Below are 23,775 nucleotides of genomic sequence, written 5' to 3' on the forward strand. Positions count from 1 at the left end.
CCATCAACTCCCATCCCGTGGCCCAACCCGCTTCCCATATCATCCAGCGCCAGACCGTCCGGCTGCACCTCCGCGAGCAGACGGATAGCTGGGCTGTGCAGGAACGGGCAAGCCGAATTCTCCGACAAGCCGATCTGCTAACGGCCCTCGATGCGGTGCTGTCTGCCTTCGGTTCAGCAGATGAATGGATCGAACTGGAACGGGTTGAGGTGGATCTGGGCGTGCTGCCGGTAGCCGGTTTTGAGGACCAGATCGCCCGGAACCTGCCGGATTTGCTCCGTCGGCAATTGGCTGAACTGATCCCGGAAGCTCTTTTTCACCACCCGAAAACCGCCGTTCGAAAAACCGGCGAGGTGGTTTTTGAAACGTTTCTCTATTTTCTGGAAACTGGTTTGCTCCCACCCACCACGCTCTGGCCCGAATCGAATCCGGCCTTTGAACAGGAGATTCGATCCGTCCTGTCGAGCCTGAATACCCCGCAAAGAGAAACATTACGGGCGGTTTTGGTTCATCCCGCAACCCGGTCTCGGTTGGTAAATCAGTTTTCGGAGGACGTGCTGGCTGCGGTTTTCCGGGCATTGGGTTCTGGTCAGGAATCCGTGAGTCTACGGCTCTTGAAGCATTTGCAGGCCTGGCGCGACAGACTCCCGGCGAGTCACTACCGGGCGCTGCTGATGGCGCTGACCGAAAAAACCGTTCAGAACCCGGAAGCGGTTTTACCCGCGATCGAAAACCGCTGGGTCCACCTCAAACCGTCGGACCCGGCGTTCAATGCAGCCCTCGAACTCCTCCTTCCTGCGTTTCAACAATCGGATTTCAAGTCGGGCAATTCCCACCTGAACAGCCCGGGCTCAGGAAATCAGCTAGTCGAAAACGTTCCGGAAAGAGCGAAAAGTAGGTCCGAAAAGTCTTCTTCAGATCACCCGAATGCGAACGAAAACCGCCGGGAATCACCGACTGAAGCTCCCGCTGATGCGTTTTTTTACGTTCGAAATGCGGGCCTCGTGTTGCTGCACCCGTTCCTGCGGTTTTGTTTCGAAGCCTGTGGCTGGACGCAGGATGCGGTTTTCAGCAATACGGAAAGTCAGGAAAAAGCCCTGACCATGCTCCATTTTCTGGCAACCGGCGAACCCATAGCGGCCGAATATGACCTGTTGCTGCCTAAAATCCTCTGCGCGATGCCCTGGAATTCGCCCGTTTCCGGAAAAATCAGCCTGACCGATGCCGAGCAGGAAGAGGGCGTTGGTTTGCTGAATGCAGCCATCGGGCATTGGGCGGTTTTGAAAAATACATCACCCGACGGGTTTCGGGAAGGTTTTCTGCAACGGGAGGGAAAACTGGCGCTCCTGCCGAATGGGCTTTGGGAACTGACCGTTGAGTCGAAGGCGCAGGATGTTCTTCTGAATCGCTTGCCGGTCGGTTGGGGCGTCGGGACGGTTTTGCTCCCGTGGATGAAGAAACAACTGACGGTCAACTGGGAATCATGAAAGCGACACGCCAACACCAGCCCCTCGTTCAGCCGAAAACGACCAGCTCGTCGTCGAATCACGCGACGACATCCCAACCTTTTTTTGCCAAAACCGGCACCCCGTCGTGGAGCCAGCCGGAACCGTTTTTCAAATCGTCCGTTCAGACCAAACTGGCGGTGGGCCGCGCCGACGACCGTTTTGAACGCGAAGCCGACGCCACCGCCGACCGCGTGATGCGGATGCCTGATCCCCAATCTTCCACCCGCCCGTTCTTTCCCGCTTCCAGGGTATTGCAACCGAAATCTGAGGAAAAAGAAAAGAAGGACGTTCGGCGCAAGGAAGCGGATACGCCAGTGATTCAGTTGAAAACCGAGGAAGATGACAAAAAGAAAATCCGGAAAAAAGGCGACTCCGCCACCCCGGCCGTCACTGGCGGTTTCGAATCGCAGCTTTCGGCCAGCCAGTCGGGCGGGCACCCGCTGAGTGCCAACACCCGGCAGTTTATGGAACCCCGCTTCGGTGCCGACTTTTCGGGGGTCCGCGTGCATACCGACGCGCCAGCCGTTCAGATGAGTCAGTCCATTGGTGCACAGGCCTTTGCGTACCAGAATCACGTTTATTTCAACGAAGGAAAATACAGCCCCGGCACCAGTTCGGGGCAGCATTTGCTGGCGCACGAACTCACCCACGTTGTGCAGCAGGGGGCAGCCGTACAGCGAAAACCCCTGATTTCAGCGGCAACGCCAACGATTCAGCGGCTGTTCGGGATTGATGTGGCCGGTACCATCGACGGCTGGCTGGCCAACTTGCCCGGCTGGCGTCTGCTGACGGTTCTGGCTGGTTACAATCCGGTGCTCCAGCGTGACGTTCCCCGCTCGACGACCAACCTCATCGAAGGGTTTCTGACCCTGGGCGGTCCCATCGGAGTATTGCTCTTCAACAAACTTCGCACGGAAGGCATCGTTGGCCGGATGGCCGACTGGATCGATACGCAGGTAGCCGCGCTGGGTATTTCGTATGCCTACATCCGGGGGCTGTTCAGCCAGGCCTGGGACGCAATGGGCATTACGCTCGGCATCAGCGGCAATCTGGACATCATCCGCCGGGTATTTGCCCCACCCTTTGGCCGAATCGTGGCCTTTGTCGGACGGGTGATCAGCCAGGTTGTTACGTTTATCAAAGAAACGATTGTTCGTCCTCTGAGCAACCGGGCCAGGCAAATGCGCGGTTTTACGCTGCTGACGGTCATTATCGGCAAAGATCCGTTCACCGATGAGGTGGTAGAACGCAGCCCGACCAACCTCGTGCGCGGTTTTATGAGTCTGATGGAAAATGGCGACGAACGGTTTCTTCAGATGCAGCAATCGGGAGCCTTGCAACGGGCTTTTACGTGGTTCACTGTCGAAACTACCCGCCGAAACCTGACCTGGGAGCGTATCAAGGGCATTTTTACCGCAGTCTGGGATGCGCTCACGCCCGAAGCGGTTTTGCATCCGCTGGAAACCATCAGCCGGATTGCGGGTCTGTTTTTCGGTCTGGCTGCCGACATCGCCGGTTTTGCGGGAGCCGCCCTGCTACAAATGCTGGAGTTCATTTTTGAAGCCGTTATGGGTGCGGGCGGGGCGCGGGTGCTGGCCATTCTGAAACGGGCGCGGGCGACGTTCCTGATCATCATCCGCGATCCGGTACGGTTTGTCGGCAATCTGGTGCGGGCGGGGGTGCAGGGGTTCCGGCAGTTCATGCAAAATGCCCTTACGCACCTTCAGCGCGGATTGGTGGGCTGGCTGCTGGGTGCGCTGGAAGGGGCCGGACTTACGCTCCCACAAACCTTTGATTTGCAAGGCATTTTATCACTGGTTCTGCAAATTCTGGGGCTTACCTACCAGAACATCCGCGCCAAACTGGTGCGGGCGACGAGTGAGCAATTCGTCGCCCGAATGGAGCAGGTGTTTGATTTTCTGCGGATTCTGATCACGCAGGGACCGGCAGCGGCCTGGCAAAAAATCGTGGAATACCTCGGCAACCTGCGCAACATGGTCCTCGACGGGGTCATGGCCTGGGTTCGGCAAACCGTGATTGGTCAGGCCATTATTCGCATCGCCAGCATGTTAAATCCGGCGGGAGCGGTGATTCAGGCCATTATGGCGACCTACAACACGGTGATGTTTTTCATCGAGCGCATCAACCAGATTGCCGCCGTGGTGGAGTCCTACGTCGATTCGATGGCAGCCATTGCTGCCGGCAACATTGCCGCAGCCGCCAACCGCGTGGAAACCACAATGGGGCGAATGGTACCGGTCATGATCAGTTTTCTGGCGCGGCTGCTGGGGCTGGGCGGCATTTCCAACACCATCCGGAACACCATCGCCCGCATCCGTCAGCCGGTCGACCGGGCGTTGGACCGGGTCGTGGATTGGGTCGTAGCGCAGGGACGGCGGCTGGTGGGGGCCGGGCAACAGGCCGTGGGAGCCGTTTTGGGCTGGTTGGGATTGCGTAAATCATTCACAGATGCCACCAATCAAAACCACTCGCTCCATTTTGAAGGTCGCGATCAAAATGCCGAACTGATCGTTGCTTCTCGCCCACGTCCGGTACTGGAGTTTCTCAATGAAGTCGCACAAGCCGAACCGGCCAAGCGTCCGATTGTGGAACAGGCGCGGGAGAAAGTCCGCGCCGTTAGCCGTATCAAGCGGGATACAACCCTAAATGATGCCCAAAAGCGAACCCAGATAGATACCGAATTAACCGCGCTGGCTGGTATTTTACAGGGTCTAAGTGCGGGGGATGATTTGTTTGCTCCGCCCATCCCGACCCGACGGAATCTGCCACCGGGTTTCGATGTCCGAAATGACCTGTACATAAATGGGAGTGGTTTTGGTAGTGCCCGCACAACCGTATCTTCGCATAGTAAAACCGCCATCATCAATGATCTTAAAATCATGCGAACCAACGGTTCGGAGGCCATCTGGCAACGATTGGTTCGAGATGGGCAGGTTATGGAAGTACCGGGCGAAAAAGCCCGGTATCGGGCCATGACCGACGCCCAGATTACCTCCGATATCAACGGACGTGCTTATGATGTTGACCATACCGTGCCTCTGGCTAAACATTGGAAAGATACCGGTTTTAATTCGGACGATGGCGCACGACAGCGGACAGCCGGGAACCCTTCCAATCTGAAACTGATGCTTGCATTTTATAACCGGCAGGCCGGGGCGGATGGTCACCATTACGCCGACAAATTCTACGTTGGCCCTAATTTTACCAGTGTCTATAACAACAGCGTCGCCGGAGCGAAGAAAATAAAAGGACAGGCTTTCGCGAGTACAACGTAGTTTTTCAGTATGAAGAAAGAGACGCTTTTGCGCTATCAATCGGTTTCCCACACACCAGCCAATGCAGTAGCACTGGATGACACGGGGCAAGCGTTCGCTATGGCGCAGGATTACCGGAAAGCAGGCAAGCCAACTCTGACGGTTTTCTCGCAAAAAATGCCTGATGAATCACGGGAAATCGTACAGGGTGAACAGCGGGCCAATAGTGTGTCTTCGGTCTATTTTCTTGAAAATAAGGCACTGGTTTATCTGGTGAATAATCCCGATGATACCTGGAAACTGGTGATTTATCTGCTCGATAAGGATTTAAAATCGGTTGATTTACCCCTCTCAACAATACCACCCCACCTGTTTAAGAGGAATCAGCAGCTTTGGGTAATTTTATCAAATGAAGTTCGCCTTTACAACGTAGCGGACTTACAACTGGCAAACACCTATTCACTTCCGAACCAGACCCGCCCGGTTATTACTGATGGCCATCAAATATGGTGGGCTAATGAGCAGGGCCTTTGGGCAAGGTCTCTTACTGCGACTGAGCCGATCCATGTAGCTACGGACCTGATTTTGAGTCAGCTTCAGGTATCGGCCAACTTCATTTGGGGCGTTGGCGAATTTGGCCAGGGATTGTTTGGCTGGCAGAAAACCGGTCAACCTTTGCCGGCCAATACCGTTTTGAATAATCCGGAAACCACCCTTACGGCTTTTGCCGTAAGCCCCGACGAAGAGTGGATTGCGTTCGGTAACACGTCAGGATATGTAGTAATAGTTGAGCGGGAAACAGGCACCCAACGCTGGGGAAACCGCCTGCACAAAGGCCATGTATCAGCTATTACCTTTAGTGCCGATGGAAAATGGCTCGCTACCGGAGGTAATGCTGGCGATGGAGCCCTACTAAAATTTGAGCATGACTAAAACTACCTATCCACAGACAACGCCTTTTCCGATGCGGCCGACTCCACTCCATCTGGCCCTTGATTTTTTATGCGCGTTTGTTCACTGGCGGCTCAATTCCATAGCCGATTCTACCGATTCGCGCCCGGAATTCCCTGATCTCAATGCCGGGACTGTGGTTCCACTCACGCAATTTATTGTAGAAACTCAGCTCGATGAAGCCGAATTACTTTTTCTCCTGCTCGCCCTCGCCCCCCACCTTCAGCCCGGTTTTTTCGATGCCCTCATCCGCGAACACCTGCCCGACGGCGGGGATTTTCCGGAATTCGGCGGGGTGCGCGGCTCCAACCACCGGGGGATTTTGCCCACCGGCGAAACCGCCCTGTTTGTGCTGGCGGGGAATGACATGGAGAAACGACTGGCCCTGTATGACCTTTTCAGCCCCGACCATTTTTTTGCCCGCGAGCGGATTCTGTCTCTCGAAGACGTCAAACCCGGCGAACCGCGCCTGAGTGGACGGCTGATTCTTGATCCTGACTATGTGGAATTGTTTACCACCGGACGGGTGTCGGCCCCGGCCCTGAGTATGAATTTCCCGGCGCAGCGCATCCGTACCGACATGGAATGGGAAGATCTCGTGCTGCCCGCGCCAACCTTTACCCAAATCCGCGACATCGAACACTGGATTCAGCATTCCGACACGCTGCGAACGGACTGGAAGATGGGACAACGGCTGAAACCCGGCTACCGCGTGCTGTTTTACGGCCCACCCGGCACCGGCAAAACCCTGACCGCTACCCTGTTGGGAAAATACACGAACCGGGAGGTCTACCGAGTGGATTTATCCCTGGTGGTTTCCAAATATATCGGCGAAACCGAGAAGAACCTGGCCAATCTTTTTGACAAAGCCCACGCCAAAAACTGGATTCTGTTCTTCGACGAAGCCGACGCCCTCTTCGGCAAACGCACCGAAACCCGCGACGCCCACGACCGCTATGCCAATCAGGAAGTGGCGTTTCTGCTCCAGAAAATCGAGGAATTCGACGGGCTGGTCATTCTGGCATCCAACCTGAAGAGCAACATCGACCCGGCATTTGCCCGGCGGTTTCAGGCCATGATTCATTTTCCGCTGCCCAACGCGGCCGAACGCTTGCTGCTGTGGCAGAAATGCCTGCCACCCTCTGCCCGGCTGGCTCCCGAACTTCCGGTGGAGCAACTGGCGGGTCGCTACGAACTTTCGGGCGCGTCCATTCTCAACATCATTCAGTTTTGCGCCCTGCGCGCACTCAGTCGAAAAACCGACATTCTGGCAACCGCCGATGTTGTGGAAGGCATCCGGCTGGAATTTCAGAAAGAAGGCAAACTGGTCTGATCGACAAAACCGCCCGGAATTTCGCCCGCAACCGTTGAACCGCGAATGATCAACCGCGTTGGCAACACGACCAGCTCCGGTTCCGGGCGTTCGTCGTCGGCGGCCAACTGATTGAGCAACAGACGGGCCGCTTCCCGGCCAATTTCGTCGACCGGTTGGGAAACCGTTGTCAAGCCGGGTTCGATGAGGGCCGAAATCGGGTCGTCGCTAAAACCGACAATGGCAATGTCCTCCGGAATGCGCAGCCCCCGGCTTTTAATCACTTTCAACGCTTCGATAGCCGTGGGGTCGTTGATCGCAAACAGGGCGTCGGGCGGCTGGGGCAGATTCAACAGGTGATTCACGTAAATATTGGCCTTGTCAAGCGTCAGGTCGTAGGAAATAATCAGCGCCGGATCAATCGGAATCTGGTGGTTCGTCAGGGCATCCCGGTAGCCGTTCAGGCGCGAGCGGCTGTTTTGCAGCGAATCCGGCCCGGAAAGGTGCGCAATCCGCCGTTTGCCGGTTTTGATCAGGTGTTCGACAGCCTGGTAAGCGCCTTCATAGTCGTCGACAGCGACTTTCGACACGCTCATTTCCTCGACAATCCGGTTGAAAAAAACCACCGGAATTCCTTTGCGCTCGAAAACCTTGAAGTGTTCAAAATTCCGGGATTCTTTCGTGTGCGATACCAGAATACCGTCTACCCGACTGGCCAACAGCAGTTTGGTGTTAACAATTTCCGTTTCATACGACTCATTCGAGTGGCAGATCACAACATTGTAGCCCGCTTTGGCCAGAACCTCCTGCGCACCGATAATCACTTTCGGAAAGAAAGCACTCAGAAACTCCGGCACCATGATACCGATGGTCTGTGTCCGGTTAGTTAGCAGCGAAATCGCCAGTTGGTTACGCTGGTAATCGAGTTCGGCCGCCAGTTCCAGCACCCGCTCCCGCGTTTTTACTTTCACGTTCGGATGCCCCGTCAACGCCCGCGAAACCGTCGACTTCGACAGATTGAGCGTGTTGGCAATATCGATAATGGTAATCTGATGATTCTTCATAAATAGTACTATTCAAATAAACAGAGCCTTTTCAGGGCAATAATCCAACATGATTCCCGCGAATTGCGCCTTCTTTTTGGGAATGTTCCCATGATTTTGGGAACATTCCCAAAAATATAATTCAATTTTTTCTTTTCAAAATTATTATTCAGTCGTAATATCAATCAGGAAAAGCAAAAAAACCAGATTTAGTTGGTTTTAACCCGGCAAAAGACTTATTCAACGGTCAAACCGCCTTCTCAAGCTAAACTGGCTGGCTCTTTTTCTTAAATTGTAAATTTTCAATACCACCTTTAACCATAAGGACAATGTCCAGATTTACGTATGCGGCCTCTTAAACCAAACTGGCTGGCAAGCGGGCTTCTCTGTCTTCTCTTGCTGCCCCTCTCGTTCTCATCTTTTGCTCAGGCTGGCCGGGGTGCCGCCATCCGCGGTCGGGTCACGTCCGGTACGGAAGCGTTGCCGGGTGTTAACGTCATTTTGAAAGGTACCCAACAGGGTACGACCACCGATGTCAATGGCCAGTATTCGCTGACCCTGCCGGATGGGGCTGCCGAATCGGCTACGCTCACGTTTTCGTATATCGGCTACGCTTCGCAGGAAGTGAAAGTCGGAAACAGCACCACCATCGACGTATCCCTGGTGTCGGACGACCGGGCGTTGAGCGAGGTCGTGGTCGTTGGGTACGGAACCCAGCGGAAAGTGGAAACCACCGGGGCTATTGCATCGGTGAAAGCCGCCGATCTGGTGCAGACGCCAGTCGCCAACGTCGCGCAGGGTTTGCAATCGCGGGTGGCCGGGGTTCAGGTTAACCAGAATACCGGCGCGCCGGGTGGGAACATCAGCGTCCGGATTCGGGGAACGAACTCGATCAATGGCAATTCCGAACCGTTGTATGTTGTCGACGGTATTCAGATTTCCAACAGTGGCGGCATCAACGACGTCAGTCCGCTTTCGACCATCAACCCCAACGACATCGAGTCGGTGGAAATACTGAAAGATGCCTCGGCGTCGGCGATTTATGGGTCACGCGCGGCCAATGGCGTCGTGCTGATCACGACCAAGCGCGGAAAAACCGGTGCAACCCGGGTTACCGTCGACAGCTATTACGGTGTTCAGAAGGTGAATAAAACCCTCCCGGTTTTGAATGCGTCGCAATTTGCGCAACTGGAAAACGAGGTATTCAAGAACAATTATTACCCCAACCCCTCCTCGCTGGGTGAAGGCACCAACTGGCAGAACCTGATTTTCCGCGAAGCACCCATCCAGAATCACCAGTTGTCGATCAACGGAGGAACAGAAAAAACGCAATTGGCGCTGTCGGCCAATTACTTTGATCAGGACGGGATTATCATCAATTCCGCTTTCAAACGTTATTCGTACCGGTTGAACGTGGATCACAAAGTGAGCGACCGCGTCAAGATTGGCACCAGTATCCTGGGCAGTTACGCGATCAACTCCGGCATCACGACGGGTTCACAAACCATCGGCGACGCGGGTGTCGTAACGGCTTCCATCCTCGGCGCGGCCATAGGCGCTCCGCCAACGCTGGTGCCATACCGGACCGATGGCACCTTGTTTCCGTTCGGCGAGCAGGCCGGGGGGCAATACCGGGAGGTGACCAATCCGCTCAACTTCGCCAGCGTTCTGAACCGGAACGCCATCAAGCGGACGCTCGTTAACTTCTACGCGGATTTCAACATCCTGAAGGGACTGAACTACCGGGCTTCTTTTAACGCTGATATTCAAAGCAATTTGCGCGACGGCTACACGCCCCGCTCCATCGTCAACCGGTCGGATCTGAACGACAATTCCGGTTCCGGGTTTAAAGTCAACGGTAACGGTCTGGCACTGCTCCACGAAAGCATTCTGACCTACAGCACGAGTTTCGCCACCAACCACACCTTTAAAGCCACGGCGGTGATTGCGTCACAATCGGAACAATACAATTCCAACCAGATCAACGCCAACGGGTTTCCGAACGATGCCACCCAGAATGAAGCCCTTCAACTGGCTTTGAACCGGACCGTTACGAGCAGCCGGGACCGGCAGCGCCTGGATTCCTACCTCGCCCGGGTCAATTATGGCTACAAGGACAAGTTCTTTCTGGATTTGACGGCGCGGGTCGATGGATCGAGCAAGTTTGGCGCCAACCACAAATACGGTCTGTTCCCGGCAGTTTCGGCCGCCTGGCGGATCATCGAAGAACCGTTTGCCAAAGACCTTTCCTGGCTTTCGGATCTGAAACTGCGGGGGAGCTACGGAATAACCGGGAATGCCGCCGGGATCAATCCCTACCAATCGCTGGCGACAGTGGCGGCTTCGGGCAGTGATTACAACCTGAATCACCTGTTCGTCACCGGCATCAACCCGTCGGGTATTGCCAACCCCGATTTGCGCTGGGAACGTTCGGCTCAGGCCGACATTGGCCTCGACATCAGCCTGCTCAACAACCGGATCAGCTTCATCGTCGATGCGTACCAGAAAACCACGAAAGACTTGCTGTACGTGAAAGCCCTGCCGTTGAGTTCGGGCTACAGCACCATTACCGGTAACTTCGCTTCACTCGAAAACAAAGGATTGGAGTTCGCAGTGAACGCCCGGATTCTGGACGGACCCGTAAAATGGTCGGTATCCGGTAACATGACGTTCAACCGCAACAAGGTGGTGGATCTGGACGGTGGCACCACGCAGGAACGGTTCATTACGGCCTATTCCGTGCTGAAAGTCGGTGAACCGCTCGGCTTATTCAAAACCTATGTGTATGACGGCATCAACCAGACCGGCGAAACCATTCTGCCCGGCTACGACGGTCGGCTGGGTGGCCTGAAAGTGAAAGACATCAACGGCGATGGCGCCATTTCGGCCGCCGATCAGATGATTACCGGCAATCCGAACCCGGATTTCATCTACGGTTTTTCCACCAATGCCTCTTTCAAAGGCTTTGATCTGAGCATGTTCCTGTCGGGTTCACAAGGCAATGACATTTACAATGCGGCCCGGCTTTCGTTCGAGATGCCGCTGGGACAACGGAATCAATTTGCGGGGCTTGCCAATCGCTGGTCGGCCACCAACCCGAGCAATACGTACGTGAGTGGTGCCCAGGCGGGTCGTTTGCCGGTCACCAGCCAGGTGATTGAAGATGGTTCGTATTTGCGCTGCAAAAACTTGACGCTCGGCTATACGGTGCCCCGCATCAAGGGAATCCAGCAGATCCGGGTGTATGTGAGCGCCAACAACCTGTTCACACTCACCAACTACAGCGGTTTCGATCCGGAAGTGAATACGTATGCCGGTTCAAATACCGCCATTGGTATCGACAATCTGGTGTACCCACAAGCGAAATCATTCCTGGGCGGTTTACAGGTCACGTTTTAATCGTTGCCCCTAAATCCCCTAAAGGGGACTTGGACACAGAACTCCGTATCTAAAGTCCCCTTTAGGGGATTTAGGGGCAATAACCCACAAATGAAATTATGAAGAAGATACTCATCCCGATACTAGCCGCCCTCTGTCTGACGGGCTGCGAACTGGACGAAACGATTTACTCGTCCATCTATACCGAAGCGTTCTACAAAACCGCTGCCGACGCCGAGAAAGGCCTCATTGCGGCTTACGATCCTTTTGCGGATATGTACAGCGGCCCGGCCGGAACCCTGATTGCGGATTTCAGCGACGACCAGACCTATCCACGGGGGGTGGTGGGCCGAAACACGCTGACCCTCTTCACCTACGACGTCAATTACACCACGCAGAAAAGCAATTCCCGGACCAACGAATCGCCCCAGCAAATCTGGGCGTCGGGCTACGACGGGATTGAGAAAGCCAACTGGATCATTGCCAAGGTTCCGGATGCGGTGATGGACGAAACCCGCAAAAAACAGATCATTGGTGAGGCCTATTTCCTGCGGGCATTCTACCACTGGATGCTGACCAAAAACTTCGGTGATGTGCCCATCAAAACCACGCCCAGTTATTCGGAAGCCGACGCGGTGGTGGGAAAAAGCCCGAAAGCCGAAGTTTACAAACAAATTTATGCCGATCTGGACCTGGCTTTTGCCGCCGGTTTGCCCTCCTATCCGGCCGTTGACAAAGGTCGCCCGGCCAAGGAAGTGGTGAATGCGCTCTACGCCAAAGCCGCTTTGTATAACGAAGAATGGGCCAAAGCCCTCGAAAAAGCGCAGGCCGTGATCACATCGGGAAAATATTCCCTGATGCCGGATGTGCGAAACGTCTACAAATACGACCAGGAAGATGCCGCCCGCATCGAAAACATGTGGGCCTATGAAGTCGATCCGATTTCGCCGGGCCGGTCGCACCAGTTGGTGGGTCTGTGCGGCCCGGCCGCCAGTGCCGGTGCGGAATACGGCCGGACGACTTTTGGGTCGATGTTCGCCTACCAGAAATTTTATAACTCGTTCAATCCTGCCGACAAACGCCGGTTATTACTCGACACTACGTTTGTGGACAGAACGGGCAAAACCGTCCCGCAACGCAGCGTAACACCCATCACAACCGAAGGTGTTTTGATCAAGAAATACCAGGACCCGATTTCGACGCAAAACCTGATTCCGAACATTCCCATCCTCCGGCTGGCCGACATGTACCTGATTGCCGCCGAAGCCGAAGCCCGGCTGAACGGCGCAACACCGGCTGCTTACGGCTACATCAACACCGTTCGGAAACGCGCGGGCCTGGCCGATCTGGCGACGGGTTTGAGCAAGGACGCGTTTATCGAAGCGGTTTTGCAGGAACGGGCGTGGGAGTTTTTTGCCGAAGGCGACCGCTGGTATGACCTCACCCGCACCGGCAAATTCCTGACGGTGATTCCGAAAGCGGTCAACCCGGTGTATCCGGTTCGGAACGTCACGGCGAAGAACAAATACTTCCCGATTCCGCAGGATGAACTGAACGCCAATCCGAAACTGGAGCAGAATCCGGATTGGAAATAGTGGCGGTTTACGGTTTTTGCCCCCAACCCCCTTAAGGGGGCTTAAACATCCAGATGGCGAAAGCCCCCTTAAGGGGGTTGGGGGCAAAAACCGTAAACCACAAAAAAACACAACGTTAATATGAAAGGATTGGGTGGCTTGTTTTTCGGAGTAGTGGTCTTTCTGCCGCTTTTTCGGTTTTCGGACGTTGCTTCTGCAGCGATGCCGAAACCGGAAAACGTCCGGGAATTTACCATCACCGAAAACGACACCACGACGTATACGCTGAAACTGGCGTTGGATGAAAACGACCAGCCGTCGTATTTCTTCCGGAATATTTTCACACCGGTTTGCCTCACGGGCGAGTGCAAACCGGTGTATATCAATTTTTACTGGGATCTGCTGGGCAATTACACCCGCTTCGATTTTCCAACCGGCGAGGTGCTGACCAAAATGGATCACCGGGAATTCAAACAGGAAGACTACGACAAGTTGCAGGACATTCTGAGCCGTCCGAACTCGCTGCTCAAGGATATTGCGATGGAAGATCTGGTCGGGAAAGGCACCGAAAACCTGGCCGATTCGGTGGATGCCAAAGCCGGAGCGACCCTGAAAACCGTGAAGAATGAAGTGATCGACGGAGCGGTTTATACCTGCTATACGCTCTGGCACATCGCCCACGGCAACGTGGTCGATGAAATGCTCAAAATTACGGAAAGCTACAAAAGTGAGCCGTTGCTGCACCGGTTTCTGACCGGCACCAACCATTTTTACCAGTATTGGGCGATGGAGCGGGTGATCGACAAAACCGGAAAACTCGCGGAACCATTCAGCGCGGATGTGCTGCGGATCATTCGCGGGAAGAACGTTTTCACGGCGCGGTTTGCGTTGCAGAAGATCGGCGATCCGTATTTTTTCGACCCGAACCGGCAAGTTTGGTTGTGGGAAACGTATCGAACGGCCCCCTACCCTTTGCAACTCGTGATTCTGAAAAAGCTGGCAAAAATCCCGTTCCGTGCGCCATTGGCCGAAATGACGGCGAAAGAGTTGACCAAAACCAATTCCGAGCAGTTTGCTTTGCTGTTGAAACTGCTGGCCGCTCAACCGAAATTATCGGAAAAAGCACTGCAAAATCTGGCCGCTCATCTGACAAATCAGAATGCTGACTATACCACCGAAATTTACCGCGTCCTGGCATCTTTCCACCCGAAAAACCGGGATGTTGTTGCAAAGATGAATGCCTATAAAATCGCTGGTCGGGATTTGCAATCCCGACCCTAACTGTCTCGGATTTATAATCCGAAAACCTTAACTGTTGTGGATTTGTAATCCGAAACCCTGAATACTCAATAACACAAGCAAAAACCGTATGAAAACCCTATTCCGAACCCTCCTTTTCCTCCTGATCTCCCTGCAACTCGTTGCGCAGGACCACGTTTTCGTCGAAACGGAATCGTTTGAAAACAAAGGCGGCTGGGTCATCGACCAGCAGTCGTTTGTGGTCATGGGTTCCTCCTACCTGATGGCGCACGGCATGGGTCGTCCGGTGAAGGATGCCGCCACGACCGTTCGACTCCCCAAAACCGGCAAATACCAGATCTGGGTTCGCACCAAAGACTGGGCGCCGTTTCCAAAAGGGCCCGGCAAATTTCAGGTCGTCGTGGATGGAAAACCGCTGAAAACCGTTTTTGGCGAAAGTGGCTCGGATGCCTGGAAATGGTATTCTGGGGGCGAAATCGATGTAAAAAGTGATCAGTTAAAACTGGCGCTGCACGACCTGACCGGTTTCAACGGACGTTGCGACGCCATTCTGTTCACCAACGCACCGAAGTTTACGCCGTCGGACAAACCGGAAGAACTAACCGCTTTTCGAAATAAACTACTGAACCTGACCGGCAAACCCGCCGAAGCCGGAAATTTCGATCTGGTGGTCGTGGGCGGTGGCATTGCGGGAACCTGTGCGGCTATTTCGGCGTCGCGGATGGGACTGAAAGTCGCCCTGATTCAGGATCGGCCGGTGTTGGGCGGCAACAACAGCTCCGAAGTTCGGGTGCATTTGCGGGGCGATGTCGATAAAAACCATTATCCGAAACTGGGCCGGATTGTCCGGGAAATGGACAACGGTGATCCGGGAAATGGCCACCCCGATGGGCTGGAATACGGCGATGCGCGGAAAACGGACATCATCAAGGCGGAACGAAACATCACTTTGTATCTGAATACCCACGTTTATAAAATTGAGAAAAAAGGCAATACCGTTGCCGCCGTCATCGGGCGGAACATTGCCACCAACCAGGAAGTCCGGTTTACCGGCACCTACTTCTCCGACTGCACCGGCGATGGCACGCTGGGCTATCTGGCCGGGGCCGACTACCGGTTTGGCAGGGAAAGCAAGGCCGAAACCGGCGAGTCGCTGGCGGCCGATAAATCCGATAATTTTACGCTCGGCACCTCGAATTTGTGGGCGTCGCTGGAACGGGACACCGCTTCGTCGTTTCCCGAAACACCCTGGGCACTCCCCTTTTCGGACGAATACCACATTGACGAAGCCCGCGCCGACTGGCAGTGGGAAACCGGTTTCGGGAATCTCAACACCATTACCGACGCCGAGAAAATCCGGGATCACAACCTGCGGGCGGTTTACGGCAACTGGTCGTATCTGAAGAACAACAAGAAAGCCAAATACGGCAAGCGCGAACTGGCCTGGGTGGCCTACATCGGCGGCAAACGCGAATCCCGGCGGCTGCTGGGCGATCACATTCTGACCCAGATGGATATTCAGGACGGCAAACAACACCCGGATGGCACCGTCACCGCCACCTGGACGATCGATCTGCACTTCCCGGACGCCAAAAATAGCAAGTATTTTGAAGGTCAGGAGTTTTTTGCCGGAACGAAACACATCAAAGTGGCTCCCTACACGATTCCGTACCGCTGTCTGTATTCCAAAAACATCACGAATCTGTTCATGGCGGGCCGGAACATCAGCACGACGCACGTCGCGTTTGGCAGCACCCGTGTCATGCGAACCTGCGGCATGATGGGCGAAGTGGTCGGTTTTGCGGCTTATGTGGCCAAAAAATACAACACGACACCGCGTGGCGTTTACCAGGAACACCTGCCGGAATTTATGGCGATTATCAAAGACGAACCGACCGCGGCAAAGCCGTAAAATGACGATTGACCACTGACCATCGACGATTGACGATGGTCAGTGGTCAATCATCAATCATCCATAGCTCCTCCACGCAACGATGCTTTCAACGTTCCCCAACATCCCGGTTTACCTGCGCATGCTCACCCTGACAGTGGTGCTGCTTTTGCATCGCGATGCAGTCCAGGCTCAGTTGGTCAATCTGGCCAAAGGGAAAGCGGTTTCGGGGTATCCGGTGATTGCGGACAACCCGTTTCAGCACCTGGTCGATGGAAACGACGCGACGGTTTGGAATACCTCACCAGCGGCTCCGGTCAATCATTTTGAAGTGAATCTGGGAAAACCGTATGCCATCGACCGGGTGTTGCTGCGCGGGTTTCGCGGGAAAGACAAGGTGCGCATCCAAGTTTTGACCGGCGGAAGCTGGAAAGAGGTGTTCAACAATCCCCAGCCCGATAAAGCCCTGATTGCATTCGAGCCCGTTACGGCGGATCAAATCCGGGTAGAGTATTCCGCCAAACAAGCCACCGGTTTTCCCGAATTTGAAGTATATGCCTACGATCCGCAGCCGGTTTTCGTCAATCAGATTGGCTATAACCTGAAAGCGCCCAAACGGTTTACGGCCCCACTGGCGGTGGATGGCACGGCGTTTTCCGTCTTGGATTCGGAGGGCAAAAAACCGTTTTCCGGAACGATTAAAGGGCACATCGGGGATTTTACGGCCTTTCAACCGACAAACGCCGGCCCGTATACCATTGTGGTGGATGGCGAGAAAAAAGGCAGCTCGTTTCCGTTCGACATTGCCCCCTATGTGATCGAGCAGGCTTCGTATGGGCCCGCGCTGGCGTTCATGATCGACGATCGTTGCTGGTACGGAAATTCGGACGGGTATTCGCCGACGGACAAAAGTGCGGACTGCCCGTCGCTGGGTGTGGCCTGGCGCGACAGCCACCAGTTTTCGTTTGAACTCCCGGCCCTGATCGCGCTGTATTCCGCGAATCCGGAAGCGTTTTCGACCGAGCGGATGCCCGTCGAGGGAATTTATACGGGGGTACGTGAAAAACTCCCTGAGAATACGCCCGAGATCGTCCGGCTGATTTACTGGGCCGTCGACGTGTATCTGCGGGGTCAGGTGAATCACACGTTGCTGAAAGAGCAACTGGCGTATTTTGTCTATGCCTATCCCGACTTGAGTCCGTATATTCCGCAAAAAGTGTATGTCGAAGCCCGCGATTACCTCTTCAAAATTTGGGGGAATGACAACAAAGACCGCTGGCATTGGTATGACCTCGATCATTCGGCCAACCTGTTTCAGACCTATACATTGATCGGAACCGGCAAGGGGCAGTTTCCGCCGGGGCATTCGATTGTGCCGAATCTGATGCTGTATGAAGTGGCCAAACGCGAAGGCCGGAAGGATGCCGATGCGTATTTCAATGCCGCTTTCCAGCAAACCGACTGGCTCATCAAAAACCTCGACTGGCAGGACCCAACCTCCACCAAAGGCCAGCGGATGAACGAGTACGTCACGATGGATGCCCTGGCCTATTTCCTGAAAAAATATCCCCAAAAAGCACCGAAAGGTTTGTCCGAAAAAATTCAGGAATGGGCGAAAGTCGCGATTTCGCGATCAGACAACCTGTGGGATTACCGCAAATACGCCGACAACAAATGGGTGATTGCCGACATCAAAGCCACCTCTGATCCCACCTACAACCCGACCGGGAGTTTCAACGAACCCGGTAACATCGCCGGTTTTCCGGCTCCGGCCCTGGCCGCTGCGTCGGTGCTGACGGATGCAAAAACCCGGAATCGATTGCACGAACTGGCAACGGCGCAATTGGACAACGTCTACGGTCGCAACCCAACCGGGCGGCATTTCTGCTACGATGCCCTGACCGATTTCAAAGGGGCCGATTTGGGCTGGTTCAAGGAACTGGAAGGCGGAGCCGCTTTGCTTCAGACGGTTCGCGGTGTGTTGGATGGCTCACCGAAAGAGGGTGTTTATCCCTACGATCCGTATTCCGGTGACCCCGGCCACACGGAAGGCTGGGTTACGTTCAATACCGCCTGGATCGCCGGACTGGCGTATCTGGCGGCTGATGTCACGAACGTCGAGTTCTATGACGCGACCTTCACAAACCGGATTCAGGAAGCCAAAACGGGCCAGAAAGTCGGTGTTCGGTTGACGGCTCCGCTCAACCTGGACCCGCAGAAAGCCGAACAGGCAGCGGTTGTGTTGACCGACGGAAAAGGAAAGCAAAGCCGGTTTACGCTGGACGAGCAGGGTGCGAACGGTGTGGCGTTTCAAGAGGTGATCGATCTGGCAAGTGGCCCGGTTTCGGTTGGTAAAAACGAGGTTCTCCGGGTTTCGTACGGATTGGGCGCGTTTAAAAAAGAAGCCGTTTTGAAGATTAAATAAGTGTCAAAAAACCAGCCCACGATTTCAATCGTGGGAATGAATGAAAATCGCAACCCGGGTTTCAAACCGTTTCAACGGTTTTGTTCACGGATTTCAAAACCGTTAAAACGGTTTCCGGGGATTGGGTTTCTGGCGGGTTGTCCCACGGTTAAAACCGTGGGCTGTTGTTAATTCAAAAATCGTAGGCCGCTTGCTTTTACCCGCAGGCGCAGTCTTAAACGAATTTCCATAGTATCATGAAATACAGCCTTAGTGTAGTCCTTGGATTAATCAGTCTGACCGGTTTTGCCCAGACGGCAAAGCAACTCAGCCTGTCGAACGGGAAAGTTCAGTTGGTGTGGGAATCGACGGCTGCGGGCTGGCGGTTGCAGAAAGTGGCCGCTCAGAAAGGAAAGCAATGGCAGACTTTCGCCCAGGCGTCCGGTGAAAACACGGTGTTGTATGCCGCCGAAAAACCGTCGGAACTACCCCAGCAAACCTTCAAAACCATCACGGGCGAAGAGTTTCCAGGTGAACACTACCATTATCAGACGAAACAATGGGCCGAAAGCACGAACCCGGTTTCGCTGAATACCGCCGGACAGGCCACCCATTTTTTTCCGAAAGAAGGCAAACAGGCCGGTAAAAACAGCCTGACTTTTCGGCAGGAAACGGAAACGGCCACGGTCAGCACCGAATGGAGTCTGGACCCGAAATTCCCGCAGGACATTGTCGTTAAGCAAACGCTGGTCGCGAAAAAAGGCGGGTATTTCTCGCTGGCGAGTCCTTCGATTGCCACGGTTGCCGAACCCAATCTGGCGTGGGCGACGGTGCCGGGGTATTTTCAGGGGAATGCAATGCAGCCGAATTTTGTGCTGGCCTACGCCTACGGACACGGCATTCCGAGCCTGCCCGTCGTCTACCGCGAACGTTGTGCCAGTACGCTCAGTCCGATGATTAGCACCAAAAACGGGTTGACGCTTTCAGTGATTCCGGAACCCGGTCTGGCCCGCGATCCGTGGGCGAACGACAAAATCACGCAAATCGACTGGAACATCGGCCTATCGCACATGAACCGCAAAGCCCAGCTTTCGCCGACGCTGTATTTTCCGGTTTTGGGCGAACCCAAATCGTCGCTGAAACCGGGCGAAAGCATCAGCTACACGTTCCGCTACAGCCTGACCAACGGCGACTGGTTCAAGGCGCTGAACCACACGGTTTACGATATTTATCAGTTTAAAGAATCGCTGGCGTTGCGGCAAAGCAAACAATCGCTGACCGACCGCATCCAGAAGATGCACCACTACCTGACCGACCCGAAAACGTCGCTCTGGAATGTGGAAGAATTTGAAGGCAAGAAAATCGGAGCACAGTCGTATCTGGGGGGCGTGGTTGGCTCGAACAAAGACGCCATGAAAAACTCCGATTACGGCGCCATGTGGATGCTGGCAACGGCCACCGGCGACTCGCTGCTGACGAAAAATGTGCTGCCCTACGCCGAAAATTTCAAGCTGGTTCAGCAGGAAACCAACAACGGTTTTTTCAAAGGAGCCGTTGAGGGTCAGTATTATCTGGCCAAATCGAAAAAGTTTGTCGAAGAGTGGGGCGCGGTGGTTGAACCGATTGCGCTGACGTATTACACCTTGCTGGACATTGGGAACATGCTGCTGTTCGAACCAGAGGATCAGGAATTGAAGGAGCGGTTGCGGTTTGGTGCCGAGCGCCTGCTGACCTGGCAAAAACCGGATGGCAGTTGGGCGGTGGCCTACGACAAGAAAACGGAGCAGGAAATTTTCAAGGATGTGCAGGATGTTCGACCCACGTTTTACGGAATGATTGTCGCCCATCGCATCCTGAAAGACCCCAAATACCTCGCGGCAGCCCGGAAAGGAGCCGATTGGCTGATCAAAAATGCCGTCGAAACCGGGAGCTTCCTGGGTGTTTGCGGGGATGCCCGATACGCGCCGGATTTTGCCACCGGCCAGTCGGCGCAGGCGTTTTTGGATTTGTATGATCTGACGAAGGACGAGCGGTACAAAGCAGCCGCCATCACGTCGGCCAAGCTGTATACCACCTCGATTTATACGCACCCGATTGCCAGCCACAAACTGAAAACCGTGAATGGCACGCAAAAAGAAGATTGGGAAATCAGCCAGGCGGGTTTGAGTTTTGAACACGGCGGTATTTTCGGCTCGGCCACGCGGCTCGGCCCGATTCAACTCGCCAGCCACGCCGGGATGTTCATCCGGATGTACGGGTTGACGAAGGAACCGATTTTTGCCGATATGGCCCGGGCCGCAGCCATTGGCCGCGATGCGTTTGTCGATCCCAAAACGAGTGTTGCTTCGTATTACTGGCAGGCCATGAACCGGGGCGCAGGGCCATATCCGCACCATGCCTGGTGGCAGGTGGGCTGGCTGACGGATTATTTACTGGCCGAAGCCGAGCTGCGTTCGGAGGGAAAAGTGGTTTTTCCGCGCGGTTTTGTAACGCCCAAAGTGGGGCCGCACCAGACGTACGGTTTTGCGCCGGGGATGGTGAATGGCGAGAAGGCCAGTTTGCTGATCGACGAAAAGCTGGTCAAAATCAATAACGCGTCGGTGGATTACATTCTGGCGAAATCAGAAAACAAGGTGTTTGTGATTTTGCTGAACAACAGCGCCCAGCCTTCCGATTTTCAATTCACAGCGGGAAGTCAGAAAACCGTGTCGAAAAAATTGCCGCCTTTTGGGCTGGAAGTGGTGACGCTTGAGAACAAGAAATACTAAGCAGAACGAAGCAATGTCCCGACTCTATTCTTTTGTGGGAAACTTAGGAAGTCCAGATTTCTTGAGTACCGCATTGACTCGTTCTAACTTTTCAGCGAAGAGTGGTTTTCCATCTTCTCTGATTCTGGTTACAACAGTTTCTGTTCTGTTATCCACCGATTGATCTTTCGTTTTCATCGAACCGTTTTTAAGTGAAATTAATGATTATTTCTTCTGTACCAAAAAAAACTCGTACGAACGATTGGGTTGAAAAACCTCCCATTCATCATTTTGAAATCCAAACAATGAAAACAATTCAGAAAGTTCTTGAAAACTATGATTGATTGACATTCGATAAAGTCGGTTACGAGCCATCGAATTTCCGGAAAAAACTATCCATCGTTCCGGAAACTGTTCAAGGTATTGGTTGACAATTTGAAAAATAGTAGCCAGAATTTTGATGGTATCTCCATTATCACTTATGCTACGATCATCAAATTTTCCTGTTAACGTGTTGAAATCGGCCAAAGCGAGATTGTATATGTGCTCAACACCTGTTGGTGTGAATGATACCAATTTTTGAATGACGCCTTTTACACCGATACTTTCAAAGAAAAATTCAGAAACGGTGAGGCTTTGCCGGAACGAATAGCTTGGATAATGCATCAATTGAATTTTTACATACAAATATAGGAAATCTTGAATACAACCATTGATACCGCCGTCATCCTCGTTTTCTCGGCTTTTGTGCTGGGCATCGGGATGCTGTTTGCCCGCACCGGACGAAACCTGAAATCGTTCTTCGCGGGTGGCGAAGCCGTGCCGTGGTTCATCGGCGGCTTGTCGCTGTTCATGAGCTTTTTCTCCGCCGGAACATTCGTGGCCTGGGGTTCCATCGCCTATAAACACGGCTGGGTGGCCATCACCATTCAGTGGACCATGTGCATCGGGGCGTTGATCACCGGTTTGTACCTCGCCCCCCGCTGGAAAGCCGCCGGAGCGTTGACAGCCGCCGAGTTCATCCGTGAACGGCTGGGGCTGACGGTCCAGAAAGTGTACATTTTCATTTTCACCCTCGTATCGGTTTTCATCAAAGGATCGGTGCTCTATCCGGTGGCCAAGCTGGTCAGTTCGTCGCTGAACCTGCCGCTCGTTCCCTGCACCATCGGACTGGGAATTTTTATGATTGCCTACACCGCCGTCGGCGGACTCTGGGCGGTGATGGTGACGGATATTCTGCAATTTGTGGTGTTGTCGGCCGCCGTGTTCATTCTGTTACCGCTTTCACTTGATAAAGTCGGCGGTTTTGACGGTTTTACGAACGCGGTTCCGGACGATTTTTTCAACCTCCTGAACGGCGAATACACCTTCGGGTTCGTGGCGGCTTTCGTGATTTACCACATCTGCTACATCGGCGGCAACTGGACATTCGTGCAACGCTACACCAGCGTCGACAGTCCGAAATCGGCCCGGAAAGTGGCCTTTCTGTTCGCGGGATTGTACCTCGTCAGCCCGGTCATCTGGATGTTACCGCCGATGATCTACAAAGCCATCAACCCCTCGCTGACCGGTCTGGATACCGAAAATGCGTACCTGATGATCTGCAAACTCGTGTTGCCACCGGGACTTTTGGGGCTGATGCTGACGGGCATGTACTTTTCCACCTCCGCCAGTGCCAACACGGCCTTGAACGTGGTTTCGGCGGTTTTTACCAATGATATTTACAAAGGACTGATCAATCCGAAAGCGTCGGACAAACAACTCATGCGGGTGGCTCGCGGGTCTTCGTGGTTTTTCGGTGTCGGCATGATCATCATTGCGCTGATGGTTCCGGCGGCTGGCGGCATTGTGGAAGTAGTCCTGAGTATTTCGTCCATTTCGGGCGGTCCGCTGCTGGCTCCGCCCCTGTGGGCCTTGTTTTCCAAACGCCTGACCGGAAAGGCGACACTCTGGATTACGGGTATTGGCCTGACCGTCAACCTGTTTTTCAAAGCAGTTTCGCCCTGGCTGCTGGATTTCAAACTGACACGTGGAGCCGAAACGATTATTGGCGTCGGCTTGCCGCTGCTGCTACTGCTGGGGTATGAACTCTGGGCAGCCTCCCGCAACCGGATAGCCGACGAAGAACTGAATTACCGCGCGGTTGGCAAACAAAAACGGATCGATGCCGCCGAAGCCGTCAGTGAAGAAGAAGCGATTGAAGTGAAAAAACAAAACCGCTTTGGCTTGCGGGTGATTGCGGTCTCGCTGGTTTTCACCGCCGTCATGCTGTTCGGACTGAGTTTCCTGACAACCCAAGGGGCTGGCATCACGGCGGTCATTTCCGGCGTGGTTCTGGCGGGCTCGCTCATTCCGTGGCTGGCGTCAAGACGGGTTCAAATCCCTTCAGGGCTGCAACAACCGGAGAAAATCATCAAAACACATTGATTCCT

The 23,775-nt window shown here is 54.1% G+C and carries 13 protein-coding genes; 11 read left to right on the top strand and 2 right to left on the bottom strand.

The window, feature by feature from the left end:
• Positions 1–17: 17 nt before the first annotated feature.
• The 4 genes from ACO064_RS02600 to ACO064_RS02615 are packed head-to-tail and all read left to right on the top strand — an operon-like array spanning position 18 to position 7,067.
• Entirely contained in the window at positions 18–1,487 is a 1,470-nt protein-coding gene (locus ACO064_RS02600; RefSeq protein WP_421825854.1) for a contractile injection system tape measure protein, read from the top strand.
• Positions 1,484–4,804: an eCIS core domain-containing protein gene (locus ACO064_RS02605; protein WP_421825855.1), complete on the top strand. Its 3,321-nt coding sequence runs from the start codon at positions 1,484–1,486 to the stop codon at positions 4,802–4,804. Before ACO064_RS02600 ends, ACO064_RS02605 begins: the two co-directional genes overlap by 4 nt.
• 9 nt (positions 4,805–4,813) lie before the next feature.
• Positions 4,814–5,716 carry a WD40 repeat domain-containing protein gene (locus tag ACO064_RS02610; RefSeq protein ID WP_421825856.1) on the top strand — a complete coding sequence of 301 codons (903 nt, stop codon included), beginning with the start codon at positions 4,814–4,816 and terminating at the stop codon, positions 5,714–5,716.
• Entirely contained in the window at positions 5,709–7,067 is a 1,359-nt protein-coding gene (locus ACO064_RS02615; protein WP_421825857.1) for an ATP-binding protein, read from the top strand. Before ACO064_RS02610 ends, ACO064_RS02615 begins: the two co-directional genes overlap by 8 nt.
• On the opposite strand, the gene ACO064_RS02620 is transcribed toward ACO064_RS02615, so the two are convergent.
• The gene (locus ACO064_RS02620) at positions 7,043–8,110 is read right to left on the bottom strand and encodes a LacI family DNA-binding transcriptional regulator (RefSeq protein WP_421825858.1); all 1,068 of its coding nucleotides are present in this window, start codon (positions 8,108–8,110) and stop codon (positions 7,043–7,045) included. The two genes, ACO064_RS02615 and ACO064_RS02620, sit on opposite strands and share 25 nt — an antisense overlap.
• A 324-nt stretch (positions 8,111–8,434) precedes the next feature.
• On the opposite strand from ACO064_RS02620, the gene ACO064_RS02625 reads away from it, so the two are divergent.
• From ACO064_RS02625 to ACO064_RS02650, 6 genes are all read left to right on the top strand, one after another.
• Positions 8,435–11,488: a SusC/RagA family TonB-linked outer membrane protein gene (locus ACO064_RS02625; protein ID WP_421825859.1), complete on the top strand. Its 3,054-nt coding sequence runs from the start codon at positions 8,435–8,437 to the stop codon at positions 11,486–11,488.
• A 98-nt stretch (positions 11,489–11,586) separates the two neighbouring features.
• Positions 11,587–13,062, top strand: a complete 1,476-nt coding sequence (locus ACO064_RS02630) for a RagB/SusD family nutrient uptake outer membrane protein (RefSeq protein WP_421825860.1) — start codon at positions 11,587–11,589, stop codon at positions 13,060–13,062.
• 120 nt (positions 13,063–13,182) lie between these two features.
• Positions 13,183–14,322: a hypothetical protein gene (locus ACO064_RS02635; protein WP_421825861.1), complete on the top strand. Its 1,140-nt coding sequence runs from the start codon at positions 13,183–13,185 to the stop codon at positions 14,320–14,322.
• An 88-nt stretch (positions 14,323–14,410) separates the two neighbouring features.
• Positions 14,411–16,213 (top strand): FAD-dependent oxidoreductase, encoded by a 1,803-nt coding sequence (locus ACO064_RS02640; protein ID WP_421825862.1) that lies wholly within the window; start codon positions 14,411–14,413, stop codon positions 16,211–16,213.
• Between the two features lie 82 nt (positions 16,214–16,295).
• The gene (locus ACO064_RS02645) at positions 16,296–18,617 is read left to right on the top strand and encodes a discoidin domain-containing protein (RefSeq protein WP_421825863.1); all 2,322 of its coding nucleotides are present in this window, start codon (positions 16,296–16,298) and stop codon (positions 18,615–18,617) included.
• Between the two features lie 236 nt (positions 18,618–18,853).
• Positions 18,854–21,364, top strand: a complete 2,511-nt coding sequence (locus tag ACO064_RS02650) for a glycerophosphoryl diester phosphodiesterase (RefSeq protein ID WP_421825864.1) — start codon at positions 18,854–18,856, stop codon at positions 21,362–21,364.
• Positions 21,365–21,568: 204 nt separating this feature from the next.
• Here ACO064_RS02650 and ACO064_RS02655 read toward each other — a convergent pair whose 3' ends face one another.
• The gene (locus ACO064_RS02655; protein WP_421825865.1) at positions 21,569–22,009 is read right to left on the bottom strand and encodes a DUF6934 family protein; all 441 of its coding nucleotides are present in this window, start codon (positions 22,007–22,009) and stop codon (positions 21,569–21,571) included.
• Between the two features lie 33 nt (positions 22,010–22,042).
• Here ACO064_RS02655 and ACO064_RS02660 point away from each other — a divergent pair, with 33 nt between their 5' ends.
• The gene (locus tag ACO064_RS02660) at positions 22,043–23,770 is read left to right on the top strand and encodes a sodium:solute symporter family protein (RefSeq protein ID WP_421825866.1); all 1,728 of its coding nucleotides are present in this window, start codon (positions 22,043–22,045) and stop codon (positions 23,768–23,770) included.
• Positions 23,771–23,775 lie beyond the last annotated feature (5 nt).

This window comes from Larkinella sp. (assembly GCF_965227735.1).
In the GTDB taxonomy this organism is placed as follows: domain Bacteria; phylum Bacteroidota; class Bacteroidia; order Cytophagales; family Spirosomataceae; genus Larkinella.

Bases quoted from the DNA above. Each gene is read 5' to 3' on its own strand.
- ACO064_RS02610 (WP_421825856.1), top strand. From the start codon at position 4,814: ATGAAGAAAGAGACGCTTTTGCGCTATCAATCGGTTTCCCACACACCA.
- ACO064_RS02625 (WP_421825859.1), top strand. From the start codon at position 8,435: ATGCGGCCTCTTAAACCAAACTGGCTGGCAAGCGGGCTTCTCTGTCTT.
- ACO064_RS02655 (WP_421825865.1), bottom strand. From the start codon at position 22,009: ATGCATTATCCAAGCTATTCGTTCCGGCAAAGCCTCACCGTTTCTGAA.
- ACO064_RS02615 (WP_421825857.1), top strand. From the start codon at position 5,709: ATGACTAAAACTACCTATCCACAGACAACGCCTTTTCCGATGCGGCCG.
- ACO064_RS02650 (WP_421825864.1), top strand. From the start codon at position 18,854: ATGAAATACAGCCTTAGTGTAGTCCTTGGATTAATCAGTCTGACCGGT.
- ACO064_RS02640 (WP_421825862.1), top strand. From the start codon at position 14,411: ATGAAAACCCTATTCCGAACCCTCCTTTTCCTCCTGATCTCCCTGCAA.
- ACO064_RS02605 (WP_421825855.1), top strand. From the start codon at position 1,484: ATGAAAGCGACACGCCAACACCAGCCCCTCGTTCAGCCGAAAACGACC.
- ACO064_RS02630 (WP_421825860.1), top strand. From the start codon at position 11,587: ATGAAGAAGATACTCATCCCGATACTAGCCGCCCTCTGTCTGACGGGC.
- ACO064_RS02645 (WP_421825863.1), top strand. From the start codon at position 16,296: ATGCTTTCAACGTTCCCCAACATCCCGGTTTACCTGCGCATGCTCACC.
- ACO064_RS02620 (WP_421825858.1), bottom strand. From the start codon at position 8,110: ATGAAGAATCATCAGATTACCATTATCGATATTGCCAACACGCTCAAT.
- ACO064_RS02635 (WP_421825861.1), top strand. From the start codon at position 13,183: ATGAAAGGATTGGGTGGCTTGTTTTTCGGAGTAGTGGTCTTTCTGCCG.